General features: G+C 48.7%; 10 protein-coding genes, 9 tRNA genes and 3 rRNA genes. 21 read left to right on the top strand and 1 reads right to left on the bottom strand.

Annotated elements, in window-relative coordinates; all coding sequences use genetic code 11:
- Positions 1-78: 78 nt before the first annotated feature.
- A complete protein-coding gene (locus tag KZE55_RS07225) occupies positions 79-678 on the top strand; it encodes an ECF transporter S component (protein WP_222257952.1) in 600 nt (199 codons plus the stop codon).
- Between the two features lie 52 nt (positions 679-730).
- Here KZE55_RS07225 and KZE55_RS07220 read toward each other — a convergent pair whose 3' ends face one another.
- Positions 731-2950: an ATP-dependent Clp protease ATP-binding subunit gene (locus tag KZE55_RS07220; RefSeq protein WP_222257951.1), complete on the bottom strand. Its 2220-nt coding sequence runs from the start codon at positions 2948-2950 to the stop codon at positions 731-733.
- Positions 2951-3176: 226 nt separating this feature from the next.
- Between KZE55_RS07220 and KZE55_RS07215 the strand changes: the two genes are divergently transcribed.
- The 20 genes from KZE55_RS07215 (at position 3177) to KZE55_RS07120 (ending at position 17290) form a co-directional block, all read left to right on the top strand.
- Positions 3177-3362 (top strand): hypothetical protein, encoded by a 186-nt coding sequence (locus tag KZE55_RS07215; protein ID WP_047768046.1) that lies wholly within the window; start codon positions 3177-3179, stop codon positions 3360-3362.
- A 120-nt stretch (positions 3363-3482) separates the two neighbouring features.
- Positions 3483-3749, top strand: a complete 267-nt coding sequence (locus tag KZE55_RS07210; protein WP_047768045.1) for a phosphocarrier protein HPr — start codon at positions 3483-3485, stop codon at positions 3747-3749.
- A complete protein-coding gene (ptsP, locus tag KZE55_RS07205) occupies positions 3749-5482 on the top strand; it encodes a phosphoenolpyruvate--protein phosphotransferase (RefSeq protein ID WP_222257950.1) in 1734 nt (577 codons plus the stop codon). The genes KZE55_RS07210 and ptsP overlap by 1 nt, the downstream gene beginning before the upstream one ends.
- Positions 5483-5688: 206 nt before the next feature.
- On the top strand, positions 5689-6903 hold the full coding sequence (locus KZE55_RS07200) for a glycosyltransferase family 4 protein (RefSeq protein ID WP_191980294.1): 1215 nt from the start codon (positions 5689-5691) through the stop codon (positions 6901-6903).
- Between the two features lie 2 nt (positions 6904-6905).
- A complete protein-coding gene (locus tag KZE55_RS07195; protein ID WP_222257949.1) occupies positions 6906-7940 on the top strand; it encodes a glycosyltransferase family 4 protein in 1035 nt (344 codons plus the stop codon).
- Positions 7933-8961 carry a lysylphosphatidylglycerol synthase transmembrane domain-containing protein gene (locus tag KZE55_RS07190; RefSeq protein ID WP_222257948.1) on the top strand — a complete coding sequence of 343 codons (1029 nt, stop codon included), beginning with the start codon at positions 7933-7935 and terminating at the stop codon, positions 8959-8961. The genes KZE55_RS07195 and KZE55_RS07190 overlap by 8 nt, the downstream gene beginning before the upstream one ends.
- 149 nt (positions 8962-9110) lie before the next feature.
- The gene (locus KZE55_RS10300) at positions 9111-9254 is read left to right on the top strand and encodes a YkuJ family protein (RefSeq protein ID WP_261313218.1); all 144 of its coding nucleotides are present in this window, start codon (positions 9111-9113) and stop codon (positions 9252-9254) included.
- 387 nt (positions 9255-9641) lie between these two features.
- Positions 9642-11217: ribosomal RNA gene (locus tag KZE55_RS07180) — 16S ribosomal RNA — on the top strand.
- Between the two features lie 207 nt (positions 11218-11424).
- A 23S ribosomal RNA gene (locus KZE55_RS07175) occupies positions 11425-14348 on the top strand.
- Between the two features lie 81 nt (positions 14349-14429).
- Positions 14430-14546 (top strand): 5S ribosomal RNA (gene rrf, locus KZE55_RS07170).
- The 16S, 23S and 5S rRNA genes sit together here with 9 tRNA genes alongside, the layout of an rRNA operon.
- A gap of 6 nt (positions 14547-14552) precedes the next feature.
- Positions 14553-14644 (top strand) — tRNA-Ser (locus KZE55_RS07165).
- A 7-nt stretch (positions 14645-14651) separates the two neighbouring features.
- Positions 14652-14723: transfer RNA gene (locus KZE55_RS07160), tRNA-Glu, on the top strand.
- Between the two features lie 5 nt (positions 14724-14728).
- Positions 14729-14801, top strand: a tRNA-Val gene (locus KZE55_RS07155).
- Between the two features lie 37 nt (positions 14802-14838).
- Positions 14839-14911 (top strand) — tRNA-Phe (locus KZE55_RS07150).
- A 6-nt stretch (positions 14912-14917) separates the two neighbouring features.
- A tRNA-Tyr gene (locus KZE55_RS07145) sits at positions 14918-15000 on the top strand.
- A 6-nt stretch (positions 15001-15006) separates the two neighbouring features.
- Positions 15007-15077 (top strand) — tRNA-Trp (locus tag KZE55_RS07140).
- A 17-nt stretch (positions 15078-15094) separates the two neighbouring features.
- A tRNA-His gene (locus tag KZE55_RS07135) sits at positions 15095-15169 on the top strand.
- Positions 15170-15213: 44 nt separating this feature from the next.
- A tRNA-Cys gene (locus KZE55_RS07130) sits at positions 15214-15284 on the top strand.
- Between the two features lie 14 nt (positions 15285-15298).
- Positions 15299-15383, top strand: a tRNA-Leu gene (locus tag KZE55_RS07125).
- Positions 15384-15679: 296 nt separating this feature from the next.
- Positions 15680-17290 (top strand): IS1182 family transposase, encoded by a 1611-nt coding sequence (locus KZE55_RS07120; protein ID WP_222257689.1) that lies wholly within the window; start codon positions 15680-15682, stop codon positions 17288-17290.
- Positions 17291-17772 lie beyond the last annotated feature (482 nt).

Raw genomic sequence — 17772 nt, 5'->3', positions numbered from 1 at the left:
GCGCCTTTGGTATATATCTGGTTATTCCTTTAGCAAACTGTTAAAATTAGGGCATTCAATAGATAGGTAGGGTGAAAAATGAGACACTGGCAGATTCACCGGACCACACTCCGGGCGATTTTCATTGCAATTATTCTAATCCAAGACTTTGTGCCATTCTTTGGTAATATTCCCCTGGGCCCGCTTAGTATCACGACCATGCACGTGACCGTGATCATCGTGGCAATTGTTATGGGGCCCGTCGATGGAGCCATTATCGGCGGTACCTGGGGGCTCCTTACCTGGGTCCGCGCCTTCGTGGCCCCGTCTAGTCCGCTGGCGCCCCTCGTCTTTGTGAACCCCCTGGTATCGGTTCTGCCGCGGATCATGATTGGCCTGGTGGCGGGTGCCGTTTACCGGGGCATTAGTTACTGGCCCAAGTTAAATAAGGTTGCAATGGTTGCTGCCGGAATTGTGGGGAGTCTGACCAACACTGTTTTGGTCTTGGGGATGGTGGCCGTTTTTTACCGGACGCCAGCAGTTGCCCATGCTTACGGGGTTAACGTTGCCCACCTCCTGCCAACGTTGGAGGTAATCATGGCGACCAATGGGGTGGCGGAACTGGTTCTCGCAGCATTTGCGGTCCCACTGATTGCCTACCCGGTCCTGGAGGTCCGTCGGCGTTTGGCTTTATATTGAGACATAAAAAAGCTGGAGAGAATTTCTTCTCTCCAGCTTTTTCGGATATCTATTACTTATCTTCTTCTATTTCTGGAGCAGGGGCAGCGGTGTCATCTGCCGCCACAACGGTAATGTTACCGTCATCGTCTAACTTGGCAGCCAGCTTGTGGGCATCGTTGTGGTCGAGAACGTAATCGGCAATCCGGTCCTCAATCTGCTCTTGGATTACCCGGCGTAGTGGACGGGCACCCATCTTTGGATCATAGCCCAGGTCGACCAGCTTTTCAGCGACGTCCTTTGGCACATCAATGTGGAGCTTCCGGTCAGCCAACATTGTGTTAACGTCGGTGATCATCAGGTTGACGATCTTCATCAGGTCGTCCTTAGTCAGGGCGTTGAACTGAACGATGTCGTCGAACCGGTTCAGAAATTCGGGCTTGAAGTAGTTGGTCAGCTTGTCGATGATTGAGTGGGTCGAGCCAGATGCCTCGGCACCAAAACCAACACTAGCAACGGCATCCCCGGTCCCGGCGTTCGAGGTCATGATGATGATCGTGTCCTTGAAGCTGACGGTCCGTCCTTGCGAATCGGTCAGGCGACCATCATCAAGGATCTGCAGGAACATGTGCATAACGTCCGGGTGGGCCTTTTCAACTTCATCCAACAGGATCAGGCTGTAAGGGTGACGCCGAACTTGTTCGGTCAGTTGACCAGCTTCTTCGTAACCAACGTAACCAGGAGCGGCCCCAATCAGCTTGGAAGTGGAAGTCTTGTCCATGTATTCGGACATGTCGAACCGAATCATGGCATCCTTGGAACCAAAGAGCTGCTTGGCCAGTTGCTTGGCGGTTTCGGTCTTCCCGACCCCGGTAGGGCCAACGAATAGGAAGGAACCAATTGGCCGGCCGGACTTGTTCAGGCCAATCCGGTTCCGGCGAATGGCCCGGGCGATCTTGTCCACGGCTTGGTTTTGACCAATAACGTGGGCCTCAAGCTTCTTATCTAAGTCGCGGAGCTGGTTTTCTTCTTGTTGCTGAAGGTCACCAACGGGGATGTTGGTCTTTTCTTCAACAATCTTTTGCATGTCCTTATCGGTAACCGTTGCTGATTCTTCAGTGTGATTTTCTTCGGCATCCTTCTTGGCCTTTTCCAGGCGGGTAACCTGGTCACGGTAGAAGGCAGCCTTTTCGTAGTCCTGATTGTCAACCGCCTGTTGCTTGTGAGCCTCGGCAGTATGGATCTCGTTTTCAATCATGTTAGGATCGGCCGTCTTTAAGGTCAGGTTCTTCCGCGAACCGGCCTCGTCCATCAGGTCAATCGCCTTGTCCGGCAGGAAGCGGTCTTGGATGTAGCGGTCAGAAAGCTTGGCTGCTGCCACAATTGCCGCGTTAGTGTACTTGACGTGGTGGTAGTCCTGGTAGCGACCCTTGATTCCGTTCAAGATCTGGATAGTTTCTTCAACAGTTGGTTCGTCAACTTGGACTGGTTGGAACCGTCGGGCGAGGGCGGCATCCTTTTCAATCTTCCGGTATTCGTTTAAGGTCGTGGCCCCAATCAGCTGGAAGTCACCACGAGCGAGGGCCGGTTTCAAGACGTTTCCGGCGTCCATGCCACCCTCAGCATTTCCGGCGCCCATGATTTCGTGGATTTCGTCGATGAAGAGGATAATGTTCTTGTTCTTTTGAACTTCCTTCATTAATTGTTGCATCCGTTGTTCGAATTGGCCCCGGATTCCGGTCCCTTGAACAAGGGATACAACATCCAAGCGGATAATTTCCTTGTTAGCCAGCTTCTCTGGCACTTGACCAGAAACAATGGATTGGGCGAGCCCTTCAACAACAGCCGTCTTACCAACCCCGGCTTCACCAATCAGAACTGGGTTGTTCTTTGTCCGCCGGTTCAAAATTTCAATGACCCGGTTGATTTCCTTATCCCGGCCGATCACTGGGTCAATCTTGCCTTGGCGGGCCAGGTCGGTCATGTTAATGCCGTATTGGCCGAGGATTCCCTTGCCATTACGGCCGCCACCCCGGCGTTGGTTTTGGGTATTGGCATTTTGACCATTAGCGCTCGCGGCTTGGCCTTGCATGTTGTTCATTGCGTTCATAAAGTCTTCGAGGTTTCCAAAACCGAAGTTATTCATTCCGTTACCCCCGTTCATCATATTTGCTTGTAAGTTTTGTAATTTTTGATAGCATTCTTGGCAGAGGTCAACTTGAATCCGCTGACCGTTAAAACTCATTTGTAAGTGGATCGTCGCTGGATTCCGATGACAATTTTGACAAAGCATCTATTATTAGTACCTCCCTGAAAAATATGGTCAAAGTATGTTTGACCTTTCTTGACCATTGATTACATTATACTTACTTTTTATCGCTGTGCAAGAAATATGACTGCCCTTTAGAAAAAGTAAGGATTGATCACGTTTCATTTTAGCACTCTTTGTAATTGTTTGCTAAAATTAGGGACCGGGTGTGTATAATAGGAATAGAAATCATATTTGGAGGTGGGAACGCTTGGCAGAACGTGATTTTAAGCAGGAGCTTGACGAACTGCGCGCCGGCAAAATTGACCAGTTTGAGATTGGCCCTGATAACTTTCAGGAGTTCCAACGAATCTATCATGCCTACCCGTACCGGACCCAGATTACGGGGCAGGCCCACATTGGTGGCAAGATAATTTACCGGATGATTAAACGGTAAGATGCCCTTTGACCACCTTGTATTTACCGCTTACAATTGCTAAAATATATCTATCGAGGTGTATCAGTGCTAAAATAAGCACTGGTAAAAGTAAATCTGCTCGAAGGAGACTGATTAAAAATGGAAAAACGCGATTTTACAATTACTGCTGAAACTGGTATTCATGCACGTCCAGCAACCATCCTGGTTCAAGCTGCTTCAAAGTTTGCTTCTGATGTAACATTGTCATATGAAGGCAAGAGCGTTAACTTGAAGTCCATCATGGGTGTTATGTCTCTTGGTGTTGGTCAAAATGCTAAGGTTACGATCACGGCTAGTGGTGACGATGAAAAGGATGCTTTAGATGCCGTTGCTGAAACCATGAAGAAGGAAGGATTGACTGACTAATGTCTTTGCTGCTTAATGGGTTAGCAGCCAGCAGTGGGATTGCGATTGCGCCTGCTTACCTATTAGTGGGGTCAGAACTTCCGGTTCAAAAACAGCATATTAGTGATAAGAATCATGAGGTCGCCAGGCTTCATGATTCTTTTGCGTTAAGCCGCCAAGAACTGCATGCAATCCGTGACCAGGCCCACCGGCGCCTTGGTCAGCGGGCGGCAACGGTTGTTGATACACAACTGGCAATGCTGGACGACCCCGTTTTATTTGATTCAATTGAACAACACATCGTCAGCGAGCAGATTACGGCGGAGTGGGCGGTCCAAAAGGTGGCGGATCACTACATGGCCATCTTTGAACGCCTAAATGATAATGACTACCTTCAGGCGCGGGGGATGGCAATGCGTGACCTAGCCAAGCGCCTGTTGAGCCACCTCCTTGGCGTTAAACTCCCGAATCCCAAGCAACTCGACCACCGGGCAATTATCGTGGCTAATAACATCACCCCAACGGATACGGCCCAGTTTGACCGGCGCTACGTCGCGGGCCTGGTCACGGATACCGGGGGGCGGACCTCCCATTTCACAATCATGAGTAAGACCCTTTCCCTGCCGGTGGTTGTCGGAACGAAGAAGGCCACGGCGGCGATTAAGGATGGAGACCTCCTGGTGGTTGACGGTATTCACGGCAAGGTGGTCGTTAATCCGTCGGAAGGCGAGCTTGAAAAGTACCGCCTCCTTGCCGGCAGGTTTGCCCGAGAGCAAGAGGCCTGGGGTGCGTTGCGGAACCAGGAAACCATCAGCCAGGATGGTCGTCACTTTGAGGTTGCGGCCAACGTTGGTACGCTTGCGGACATCCAAGATGCTCAGAACAATGGGGCCGAGGGAATTGGCCTTTTGCGGACTGAGTTTTTGTATATGAACCAGACTAAGCTGCCGGGTGAGGACCAGCAGTTTAGTGCCTACAAGCAGTTCGTAGCCGCGATGAACCAGCACCGGGTGGTTACCCGGACCTTGGATGTGGGCGGTGATAAGCGCTTGGAGATGGTACCTCTCCCGCACGAGGCCAACCCTTACCTGGGTTTTCGGGCCATTCGGATTGGCTTGGCTAAGCCGGAGATCCTGCGTCCCCAATTGCGGGCGATGCTCCGGGCGTCGGTCTATGGACGGTTAGCCATCATGTTCCCAATGGTGGCCACGATTGAGGAATTCCGCCAGGCGCGGCAGATCTTAGATGAGGAGAAGGCATCCTTGGAAAAATCCGGGGTGCCGGTTGCCGACAACATCGAGGTGGGGATGATGCTGGAAATTCCGTCGGTGGCAATGATGGCCGACCTCTTCGCCCAGGACGTTGATTTCTTTAGCATCGGCAGCAATGACCTGATTCAGTACCTCTTTGCGGCTGACCGGGGGAATGCCAGAGTCGCCTACCTCTACCAGGAACTCCACCCGGCTGTGCTGCGGACCGTCAAGCGGGTGATTGACGCAGCCCATGCGGAAGGTAAGTGGGTCGGCATGTGCGGTGAGATGGCCGGTAACCCCTTAGCTACACCATTGCTGATGGGGATGGGCCTGGATGAGTTCTCGATGAACAGTGGTCAGATTCTTCACATCCGGTCCTTGATTAAGCAGATGAACACTCGTCAGCTCCAACCGCTCGTTCACCGGTCTTTAAATGCCCAGACCGCTAGTGCGGTAACCGCCATGGTGAAGAAGTTCTTAAAAGAAAATAACTTAGAGTAGGGATTTTATAGGATGGCACCGGTCGTAGTGAGCGGCCGGTGCCTTTTAATTTGCCGCTATTTAAGAAAAAATTAATCTCGTAAACGCGGCCTTGTCGATAGCACGGAATCATCTTACAATAGGAGAAATGTGTCTTTTGCTAAAGAGGGGGCTCTTTAGTATAATAATTAACATTATGCGAAAACGAAAAGATAGGAGCAGTTAGCGTGAATATTGGTCTTTTTACAGATACATATTTTCCTCAGGTTAGTGGAGTAGCAACTTCCATTAAGACCCTCCGCGATGAGCTGACTGCTCAGGGGCATCACGTGTATATCTTTACGACGACTGATCCCCAGGCAAAGAAGGACGATGTTGAAAACGGCATCTATCGCTTTGCTAGTATCCCCTTTGTCTCCTTCACGGACCGGCGAATTGCTATCCGGGGTGGTATCCGGGCGGTTCACTTGGCCCGGCGGTTTCACCTCGACGTTGTTCATAACCAGACCGAGTTTGCGCTGGGGATGATTGGTAAGTTGGTGGCTCATGAGCTGGACATTCCTTGCCTACACACCTACCACACGATGTACCAAGATTATCTTCATTACATAGCCAACGGTCACATTGTCAAGCCGAAAAATGTGGCAACCTATGCACGTCTTTACATGCATAATATCGACGGGGTGATTGCCCCGAGTAAACGGGTTCTGGATACTCTGCGGTCGTATGACGTCACAGCACCCATCCGGATTATTCCGACGGGAATCAACCTGCGGGTGTACCAGCACCAGGACTCGCCAGCAGCGGTTCACGCCCTCCGTGCTAAGTATGGCTACGAAGATGACACGCCGGTCCTCCTTTCCTTGAGTCGGCTGGCTTACGAGAAAAACATTCATACCTTAATTGATGCCATGCCCGATATCTTAGCCCAAAATCCGGCTGCCCAGCTTTTGATTGTTGGTGACGGGCCCGCCCGGAAAACATTGGAACGGCAGGTTCGCCAGATGGACTTGGGATCCCATGTTCAGTTTGCGGGAGAAATCAAGAATGATGATGTCCACCATTATTATCAAATGGCGGATGTCTTTGTGTCTGCATCAGATTCCGAGTCTCAGGGACTAACTTACGATGAGGCCCTGGCTTCGGGCTTGCCAATCGTTGTCATGCGCAGCGTCTATACGGACGAACTGATTGATGATCCGGCAATTGGGGTGAGCTTCCAAAAGCGAGAAGACCTGGTCAAGGGGGTCATTCACTACCTGAATAACCCTGGGACCGAGGAGTCCCACCGGAAGCGCCAGGTAAAGCTGCACGCTATTTCGGCGGAAGTTTTTGCCAAGCGGGTCGTTGAATACTACCGCGATTGTCAAAGGACGCTGGCTGAAAGAGAAGTTGCCAAGGCACGGCACCACCGTCGCCTATTTCATCGTTCGAGGAGTTAGTGATGATTAAAATTACGATGTTTTCATCAGCGGACAAGGTTGCCGGTCAAGGGGTGGGCAGTGCCTACCTGGAACTGATCAACCTGCTGAAGACGCACTTTGAAGATGAATTTGACATTGAAATAAACCACTATTGCAAGAGTGACATTAGCCACTACCACACGATTGACTTGCCCTTTTATTTTTCGACCTTTTCGAAGAAGCGGGGGCAAAAGGTTGGTTACGTGCATTTCTTGCCGGAGACTCTGGAAGGTAGTTTGAAAATCCCACAACCATTTCGTGGGATTTTTTATCGTTATGTAATTGCCTTTTATAAGCGGATGGATCACCTGGTGGTCGTTAACCCGTCCTTTATTGATAAGCTAGTGGCCTACGGGATTCCCCGTGAGCAGATCACCTATATTCCCAACTTTGTGGATAGCGCTCGTTTTCACCCGGTGGATGTTAAACAACACTTCGCCCTGCGTAAGAAGTACGGCCTACCTGCAGATAAGTTCGTTGTCCTGGGAAGCGGCCAGGTTCAGGAACGCAAGGGGGTTCCCGACTTCATCCAGCTTGCTAAGCAAAATCCGGACGTTCAGTTTGTTTGGGCCGGGGGCTTTTCATTTGGCCCCTTGACAGACGGCTACCATGAGCTGAAGAAGGTGGTAGAAAACCCGCCGGCAAATCTTAAGTTTACGGGGATTGTCAGCCGTGACGAGATTGCAGAGTTAAACAATGCGGCCGACTTGTTCCTGCTGCCGTCGTTTAACGAGCTCTTTCCGATGTCCGTTCTGGAAGCCTTTAGTTGCGGGACGGCGGTCATGCTGCGGGATCTTGACCTCTACCGCAGTATTATTGATGGTGACTACGAGCCTGCTAAGGATATCCTGGAGATGCAAGAGAAATTGACCCTACTGCGGAATGATCCGGCCCGCCTGGCCCATTGGCAAAAGCGGGCACGGGAAGCGGCCGCTCATTACTCAGAAGACCACCTGGCTAGGATTTGGGAGAAATTTTATTGCGAACAAGCTGCAAAGGGGGATGACCATGAGTAGAAAAAATTGGCTCGTCCTTATCTTGATGCTCCTGATTGGTGGGGGGATCATTGCATATTCATTGCGCACGGTTAACCTCCACCTACTGGTCCGTGACTTCTTTACCCTAAATTGGTGGTGGATGCTGGTAGCATTACTGTGTATCTGCCTCTACCTGGGATTGGAAGGGGTGGTCGTTAAGATTTTTATGAATAACCGCCACCCGGACTTTACCTGGAAAGATGCAATGCGTCTGCCACCGATTGAGCAACTTTTTAACGGAATTACCCCGTTTTCGACCGGTGGACAACCGGCGCAGTTAGTGGGGATGCTCCAGTGTGGGGTCGATGGGGGACTGGCAAGTTCGGTTCTCTTGATGAAGTTCGTCGTCTTCCAGGCGATGATTGTCATCAACTTCTTAATCAGTCTGGTGATTGGTTTTCACTTTATTGCCGAAAAGCTCCACGCCCTTTCCCTGCTCGTCCTGTTTGGCTTTTTAGTTCACCTGGCCGTGATTGTTGGGCTATTACTGGTGATGTATTGGTATAGCTTTACTAAAAAAGCCCTTAATTTGATTATTAAACCGGTGGAGCTCTTTATAAAGCCGGAACGGTACGAAAAGTTACGGGTGAACCTGAACGCAAAGGTTGATACTTTCTACCAGGAAAGTTTACGGATTAAGAGTGAGTACGGTAAAATGTGGCGGGTATGTATCGTTACTCTGTGCCAACTGTTTTTCTACTATGCAATCCCGTATTTCATAATGCTGGCCCTCGGGGTGCACCATATTAATTTTGTGATGGTCATTAGCCTACACGTGTTGATCTTTATGATTATCTCCCTCTTTCCAATTCCTGGTGGAGCTGGGGGAGCAGAGTACTCGTTTTCGGTACTTTTTGCCAGCTTCATCGGCTCGGGAAGCAAGTTAGTTCTTGCGATGATTTTGTGGCGGTTATTAACCTATTACTTCGGAATGTTTGCCGGAATGGTTGCATTACTAGTTAAATCAGATAAAATTAAACATGATATTCAAGATGAGTAGTGGGGTCATTACTCATCTTTTGTTTTGGAGGTGAACAGGAGACAGTGGAGCATTCACAGCTAGTGCAGATTATTCGGCGTTTAGATGCAATGAAGCATGACCAGACAGCGAAAAGGCAGAAGCGGACCTTTGAGTAATTTGGAATTCCGGTGTGTGAGGTCACCTATGTTCAGGGAAGTGATGAGTACGTGTTTGTCCGGTTTCGCCCCTACGAACGGTTCCGTTTTGACAATATTGACCTTGTAGCAATTGAGGTTTATGACTGCTTATATGATTTGCAGCACACATTTTGATTTTTTATTAAAAAAGTGTTGACGAATTGCTTGGACCTTGGTATATTATTACTTGCTGTTGCGAAGTTGTTATTTTCTTAACAAATTATTTTCAAAACAGTTGTTGACAGAGATTTGGTTCTTTGTTATCATATAAAAGTTGTCTCACGAGAGACTGATTGATTAACTGATTTAATCGCTTGATTGAAAAAGTTATTGACTGGTTACTGATGAGATGATATAATTTAAAAGCTGTTTAATGCAGCTTGGTAGACCTTTGAAAACTGAACAAAGTTTCGACGAATCAAATGTGTAGGGTCTTTAATCACTTCGGTGATTGGAGCAAAAACATTTGCGAAGTCAATTCGCTTAATTAATTTGAATTAGAGCTATTCAAGTTCTTATATTTTATATGAGAGTTTGATCCTGGCTCAGGATGAACGCCGGCGGTGTGCCTAATACATGCAAGTCGAGCGCACTGGCCCAACTGATATGACGTGCTTGCACTGATTTGACGATGGATTACCAGTGAGCGGCGGACGGGTGAGTAACACGTGGGCAACCTGCCCTAAAGCGGGGGATAACATTTGGAAACAGGTGCTAATACCGCATAACTACGAAAACCACATGGTTTTCGTATCAAAGATGGTTTCGGCTATCACTTTAGGATGGACCCGCGGTGCATTAGCTAGTTGGTAGGGTAACGGCCTACCAAGGCAATGATGCATAGCCGAGTTGAGAGACTGATCGGCCACAATGGAACTGAGACACGGTCCATACTCCTACGGGAGGCAGCAGTAGGGAATCTTCCACAATGGGCGCAAGCCTGATGGAGCAACACCGCGTGAGTGAAGAAGGGTTTCGGCTCGTAAAACTCTGTTGTTGAAGAAGAACGTGCATGAGAGTAACTGTTCATGCAGTGACGGTATTCAACCAGAAAGTCACGGCTAACTACGTGCCAGCAGCCGCGGTAATACGTAGGTGGCAAGCGTTATCCGGATTTATTGGGCGTAAAGCGAGCGCAGGCGGTTGCTTAGGTCTGATGTGAAAGCCTTCGGCTTAACCGAAGAAGTGCATCGGAAACCGGGCGACTTGAGTGCAGAAGAGGACAGTGGAACTCCATGTGTAGCGGTGGAATGCGTAGATATATGGAAGAACACCAGTGGCGAAGGCGGCTGTCTGGTCTGCAACTGACGCTGAGGCTCGAAAGCATGGGTAGCGAACAGGATTAGATACCCTGGTAGTCCATGCCGTAAACGATGAGTGCTAGGTGTTGGAGGGTTTCCGCCCTTCAGTGCCGCAGCTAACGCATTAAGCACTCCGCCTGGGGAGTACGACCGCAAGGTTGAAACTCAAAGGAATTGACGGGGGCCCGCACAAGCGGTGGAGCATGTGGTTTAATTCGAAGCTACGCGAAGAACCTTACCAGGTCTTGACATCTTGCGCTAACCTAAGAGATTAGGCGTTCCCTTCGGGGACGCAATGACAGGTGGTGCATGGTCGTCGTCAGCTCGTGTCGTGAGATGTTGGGTTAAGTCCCGCAACGAGCGCAACCCTTGTTACTAGTTGCCAGCATTCAGTTGGGCACTCTAGTGAGACTGCCGGTGACAAACCGGAGGAAGGTGGGGACGACGTCAGATCATCATGCCCCTTATGACCTGGGCTACACACGTGCTACAATGGCCGGTACAACGAGCAGCTAACCCGCGAGGGTGTGCAAATCTCTTAAAGCCGGTCTCAGTTCGGACTGCAGTCTGCAACTCGACTGCACGAAGTCGGAATCGCTAGTAATCGCGGATCAGCATGCCGCGGTGAATACGTTCCCGGGCCTTGTACACACCGCCCGTCACACCATGGAAGTTTGCAATGCCCAAAGTCAGTGGCCTAACCATTTTGGAGGGAGCTGCCTAAGGCAGGGCAGATGACTGGGGTGAAGTCGTAACAAGGTAGCCGTAGGAGAACCTGCGGCTGGATCACCTCCTTTCTAAGGAATAAAACGGAACCTACACATTAGTTGAAACTTTGTTTAGTTTTGAGGGGTTTACCCTCAGAGCTTGTACTTTGAAAACTAAATAATATCTAATTTCTTTATTAATCAAAACAATAAACCGAGAACACCGCGTTATTTGAGTTTTATTAACGAAATAATCGCTAACTCAATTAATCAAGGTGATCACGAAGTGATCATCAAGGTTAAGTTATGAAGGGCGCATGGTGAATGCCTTGGTACTAGGAGCCGATGAAGGACGGGATAAACACCGATATGCTTCGGGGAGTGGTAAGTACACTTTGATCCGGAGATTTCCGAATGGGGAAACCCAACCAACTTAGTCGTTGGTTATCTGACTAGTGAATTCATAGCTAGCAGAGGGAAGACGCAGTGAACTGAAACATCTCAGTAGCTGCAGGAAGAGAAAGAAAAATCGATTCCCTGAGTAGCGGCGAGCGAAAGGGGAAGAGCCCAAACCAGTGAGCTTGCTTACTGGGGTTGTAGGACTGAACAATGGAGTTACCAAAATGCGACGTAGTCGCAACAGCTGGGAAGCTGTGCCAGAGAGGGTGATAGCCCCGTAGACGAAACGTCACATTCTCCGTTCAGGATCCTGAGTACGGCGGGACACGTGAAACCCCGTCGGAAGCTGCGAGAACCATCTCGCAAGGCTAAATACTACCTAGTGACCGATAGTGAACCAGTACCGTGAGGGAAAGGTGAAAAGCACCCCGGAAGGGGAGTGAAATAGTTCCTGAAACCATGTGCCTACAAGCAGTCGGAGCCCGTTAATGGGTGACGGCGTGCCTCTTGCAGAATGAACCGGCGAGTTATGATTGCATGCAAGGTTAAGGTAGGAAAACCGGAGCCGTAGCGAAAGCGAGTCTTAAATGGGCGTATGAAGTATGTAGTTATAGACCCGAAACCAGGTGACCTACCCATGTCCAGGTTGAAGGTGCGGTAAAGCGCACTGGAGGGCCGAACCCGTGTCAGTTGAAAATGGCTGGGATGAGGTGTGGGTAGCGGTGAAATTCCAAACGAACTTGGAGATAGCTGGTTCTCTCCGAAATCTCTTTAGGGGGAGCCTTGAGGAAAAGAATCGTGGAGGTAGAGCTACTGTTTGGACAAGGGGCCCGTCATGGGTTACCAACTTCAGATAAACTCCGAATGCCATCGATTTATCCTCAGGAGTCAGACGATGAGTGATAAGATCCACCGTCGAAAGGGGAACAGCCCAGATCACCAGTTAAGGTCCCTAAATATATGCTAAGTGGAAAAGGATGTGGAGTTGCATAGACAACTAGGATGTTGGCTCAGAAGCAGCCACCATTTAAAGAGTGCGTAATAGCTCACTAGTCGAGTGATCCTGCGCCGAAAATGTACCGGGGCTAAGCATATTACCGAAACTGTGGATGTGCACTACGTGCACGTGGTAGGAGAGCGTTCTAAGGGCGGCGAAGTCAGACCGTGAGGACTGGTGGAGCGCTTAGAAGTGAGAATGCCGGTATGAGTAGCGAAAGACAGGTGAGAATCCTGTCCACCGAATGACTAAGGTTTCCTGGGGAAGGCTCGTCCTCCCAGGGTAAGTCGGGACCTAAGCTGAGGCCGAGAGGCGTAGGCGATGGATAACAGGTTGAGATTCCTGTACCAGTTGAATGCGTTTGAATGATGGAGGGACGCAGGAGGCTAAGCGAACCGCATGATTGGAAGAGTGCGGCCAAGCAACGAGTCAGTAACTGAGTCAAATGCTTAGTTGCGGGTTGACGAGTTGTGATGGGGAGTGAAATTATAGTAACGAAGTCGCTGATGTCACACTGCCGAGAAAAACTTCTAGTGAGTATTCAACTGCCCGTACCGCAAACCGACACAGGTAGTCGAGGAGAGAATCCTAAGGTGAGCGAGAGAACTCTCGTTAAGGAACTCGGCAAAATGACCCCGTAACTTCGGAAGAAGGGGTGCTGGCCGCAAGGCCAGCCGCAGTGAAAAGGCCCAGGCGACTGTTTATCAAAAACACAGGTTTCTGCAAAATCGTAAGATGAAGTATAGGGGCTGACGCCTGCCCGGTGCTGGAAGGTTAAAAGGATGGGTTAGCGTAAGCGAAGCTCAGAATTGAAGCCCCAGTAAACGGCGGCCGTAACTATAACGGTCCTAAGGTAGCGAAATTCCTTGTCGGGTAAGTTCCGACCCGCACGAAAGGCGTAACGATCTGGGCACTGTCTCAACGAGAGACTCGGTGAAATTGAAATCCCTGTGAAGATGCAGGGTACCCGCGACAGGACGGAAAGACCCCATGGAGCTTTACTGTAGCTTGATATTGAGTGTTTGTACTGCTTGTACAGGATAGGTAGGAGCCATAGAAAGCGGAACGCTAGTTTCGCTGGAGGCGCTGGTGGGATACTACCCTTGCATTATGACCACTCTAACCCGCAGCACTGAACGTGCTGGGAGACAGTGTCAGGTGGGCAGTTTGACTGGGGCGGTCGCCTCCCAAAAGGTAACGGAGGCGCCCAAAGGTTCGCTCAGAATGGTTGGAAATCATTCGCAGAGTGTAAAGGCACAAGCGAGCTTGACTGCGAGACAGACAGGTCGAGCAGGGACGAAAGTCGGGCTTAGTGATCCGGTGGTTCCGTATGGAAGGGCCATCGCTCAACGGATAAAAGCTACCCTGGGGATAACAGGCTTATCTCCCCCAAGAGTCCACATCGACGGGGAGGTTTGGCACCTCGATGTCGGCTCATCGCATCCTGGGGCTGTAGTCGGTCCCAAGGGTTGGGCTGTTCGCCCATTAAAGCGGTACGCGAGCTGGGTTCAGAACGTCGTGAGACAGTTCGGTCCCTATCCGTCGCGGGCGTAGGAAATTTGAGAGGAGCTGTCCTTAGTACGAGAGGACCGGGATGGACATACCGCTGGTGTACCAGTTGTTCCGCCAGGAGCACGGCTGGGTAGCTATGTATGGACGAGATAAACGCTGAAAGCATCTAAGTGTGAAACTCGCCTCGAGATGAGATTTCCCATTCCCTTCGGGGAAGTAAGACCCCACAAAGATGATGTGGTAGATAGGATGGAAGTGGAAGTGCAGTGATGCATGGAGCGGACCATTACTAATCGGTCGAGGACTTAACCAAGGAAGAGCGGTTAGGTTTGTTGGTGAGGTTAGATATTGTTTAGTTTTGAGAGCGCAAGCTCTCGTCTCAGAAGAGACGAAGTGTGGTGATGATGGCTTGAAGGATACACCTGTTCCCATGCCGAACACAGAAGTTAAGCTTCAACACGCCGAAAGTAGTTGGGGGATCGCTCCCTGCGAGGATAGGACGCTGCCACGCATCCATGGAGAGTTGTCCGAGTTGGCCGAAGGAGCAGCATTGGAAATGCTGTATACGGGTTAAAGCCTGTATCAAGGGTTCGAATCCCTTACTCTCCGTTGAGATGACCCGTTAGTCAAGTGGTTAAGACACCAGCCTTTCACGCTGGTATCGTGGGTTCAAATCCCGCACGGGTCACTTTTGGAGGATTAGCTCAGTTGGGAGAGCGTCTGCCTTACAAGCAGAGGGTCACAGGTTCGAGCCCTGTATCTTCCATTGGCAACTAAATAGTTGTTACACCCATACACAGGATGGCTCGGTAGCTCAGTTGGTAGAGCAACGGATTGAAGCTCCGTGTGTCGGCGGTTCGATTCCGTCCCGCGCCACTTTATGGAGGAGTAGCGAAGTCTGGCTAAACGCGATGGACCGTAAATCCATTCCTTCGGGTTCGGTGGTTCGAATCCACTCTCCTCCATTTTATAGGGATATAGTTAAATGGTATAACTACGGTCTCCAAAACCGTCATTGTGGGTTCGATTCCTACTATCCCTGCTTAACTGAATATTTTGGCGGTATTGGTGAAGTTTGGTTAACACACCGGTTTGTGGGTCCGGCACGCGTGGGTTCGAATCCCACATACCGCCCTTATGGGTTGAACATGTTTAATCCTGTTCAACTTTAACTATTTGGTGGTATAGCCAAGTGGTAAGGCAGAGGTCTGCAAAACCTTTATCATCGGTTCAAATCCGATTACCACCTTTTAGTTAGCTGATGCCTCTGTGGCGGAATTGGCAGACGCGCTGGACTCAAAATCCAGTTCCCGTTGAGGGAGTGTGGGTTCGACCCCCACCGGAGGCATTTGTTTATCGATATTCAGCTAAACTATAAAGCACGACAATGTTTGTTTGAAAGAGCATTGCCGTGCTTTTAGTTTTGAATGGTAAATCATTTGCAAATCTAAAACATTATTACGTAAGCAGTCAATAACGATACGTATTGAAAACGAATGAAAGAGGCTGGGAAAAAACTCCTAGTCCAAAGCAAAAACCGGATGATGAATTTTTTGAACAATTCATCATCCGGTTTTTATGTACACAGGAAATCGTTCCTGATATGATGTAATTACCACAAAACAACCCAAAGGAGCGATTTTCATGTATCAAAATTATACCATAGGACAAACCGAATTCGTACTAAGCTATAACTATGATTTACCACAAAATCATATTGCGCGGCTAATTAGTGATTTTGTCGACTCGATTCCACAAAATGTGCTATTAGAAGATTCAGGAGCGGCTACCGGCCGCCCTTCATCGCATCCAGCAATTATGCTTAAGATTCTCTTGTTTGCCTACGCACGTCAAACTTATTCTGGAAGAAAGATTGAAATGATGTTGGATGAGAACCTGCCAATGCGTTGGTTAGCTCATGATTATGCTTATAGCTACCATACCATTAATAACTTTCGACGCAGTCAGCACGCTAGTAAGCTAATTAAACATGCCTTTGTTTACTTTACCATGGCTTTGAAAGATCACGGACTAATTCAAAATGATGCAGTTTTTATCGATGGGACCAAGGTAGAAGCCGATGCCAATAAATATTCATTTACTTGGCGACGGGCAGTTGAAAAGTATCACGCTAAGTTAAGAGAAAAGACGAGTAAGCTTTATGAGGAACTAGTAGAAAAACAAGTGGTGCAAGAAATGGCACCCGAGCTGGTTACTTCTGCCGAAGGCATGGAAGTAATGGAACAAGAACTTGCGGAGAAAATCACTAAGTTAGATGAAGAGATTAAGCAAGAACCAAAAATCATCAAAGGTGGTTCAGTTAGAAAACGGCGCCGTCGTTTTCTAAAAAAACTTCGCCATCAATTAAGCAACGACCTAATTCCGCGTGCCAAAAAGTATGAACGTGCCGAAGATATCTTCCAAGGTCGTAATAGCTATTCCAAGACTGATCATGATGCGACTTTTATGTGTATGAAGGAAGATCCGATGATGAATCGGGAGTTAAAGCCCGGCTATAACCTGCAAATCGCTACACATAAGCAATTTGTCCTTGATTACGGGCTCTTTTCAAATCCAACTGACACCAGGACCTTAGTGCCATTCCTTACCCAGTTTCATGCTTTAGATTTCTTTAAGCATATCGTTGCCGATGCCGGTTATGGTAGTGAGTACAATTACACAATGATTCTTGATCAGTTTGAAAAGCAGCCTGTTATTCCATACACAACTTATCAAAAGGAACAGAAACATAAATTTAAAAACGATCCAACTAAATCACAAAATTGGCAGTATAATGCCGAAGATGATTACTACATCGATCATTTAGGAGTTCGCTTTAGCTTTTATCGGTATAGTAGGCGAACCGATAAATATGGTTTCGAACGTGATTTCAAACTCTATCGAGCGGATAAGCACCAACTGTCAGAACAATTGGATGAGTTGGCAAAAACACCAAGTGGTCGGCAACGCTATATGCAGGTTAACCCAACGTGGAATTATTACAAGGCTAAAGTAAAAGCAACCCTCTCAAGTGACGAAGGCAAGGCAATTTATCGTCGACGAAAGTTCGACGTTGAGCCAGTCTTTGGTCACATGAAGAGGGATTTTGGCATACGCCGAACTCATCTACGCGGACAACGGGCTGTGGAAAATGACATTGGGCTAGCCTTGATGGCATTAAATCTAACGAAATTTGGTCAATCAATTAGTCGATTGGCGACTAATTTTATAAATAATTTAAAATCCGGACTATGATTTTTGAATCGATCAAAAATTATAGTCCGGATTTTACTGTTAGAGAACCAAGAATTAATAGTTAATTCCCAGCCTCTTCTTCTAGTGCGCCCGGCATGGGTATTAGCTAGGTGGTGAAAGTCCACTATGGGCCGTAGTAGTCGGAACCATGAGCCGAGGACAAGGGTGTCCGCTGTGAGGTGGAATCTGAAGGAAGTCTAAGGCAAAGTGCTGCACCGATGAACAAGAAGTAGCTATAAGGCTGAGAGTAACTGGATAAGGTTGCTAGACAAACTAAAGTCCAATACTACTCGAAGTTGCTTTCAGTAAAGCTAACGGTGACATGGTACGAAAGTTAATATTCTTACCCGGGGAGATCTGACCTACACGTTTCCGACAAGAGGAATGAATGAAATTCCACAGAAGCAAGCATAGCAGTGATGTTGTGTTGAGTAAGCCAGAAGTCAGCCGAGGTCATAGTAGTCTAATTAATTAGATGAAGG

Origin of the sequence: Limosilactobacillus panis (genome assembly GCF_019797825.1) — a bacterium.
Lineage (GTDB): Bacteria > Bacillota > Bacilli > Lactobacillales > Lactobacillaceae > Limosilactobacillus > Limosilactobacillus panis_A.
The sequence above is the reverse complement of the archived record's forward strand: the minus strand, read 5'-3'. Positions and strand labels throughout refer to the sequence as shown.

Bases quoted from the DNA above. Each gene is read 5' to 3' on its own strand.
- KZE55_RS07225 (WP_222257952.1), top strand. From the start codon at position 79: ATGAGACACTGGCAGATTCACCGGACCACACTCCGGGCGATTTTCATT.
- KZE55_RS07220 (WP_222257951.1), bottom strand. From the start codon at position 2,950: ATGCTTTGTCAAAATTGTCATCGGAATCCAGCGACGATCCACTTACAA.
- KZE55_RS07210 (WP_047768045.1), top strand. From the start codon at position 3,483: ATGGAAAAACGCGATTTTACAATTACTGCTGAAACTGGTATTCATGCA.
- ptsP (WP_222257950.1), top strand. From the start codon at position 3,749: ATGTCTTTGCTGCTTAATGGGTTAGCAGCCAGCAGTGGGATTGCGATT.
- KZE55_RS07195 (WP_222257949.1), top strand. From the start codon at position 6,906: ATGATTAAAATTACGATGTTTTCATCAGCGGACAAGGTTGCCGGTCAA.
- KZE55_RS07190 (WP_222257948.1), top strand. From the start codon at position 7,933: ATGAGTAGAAAAAATTGGCTCGTCCTTATCTTGATGCTCCTGATTGGT.
- KZE55_RS07120 (WP_222257689.1), top strand. From the start codon at position 15,680: ATGTATCAAAATTATACCATAGGACAAACCGAATTCGTACTAAGCTAT.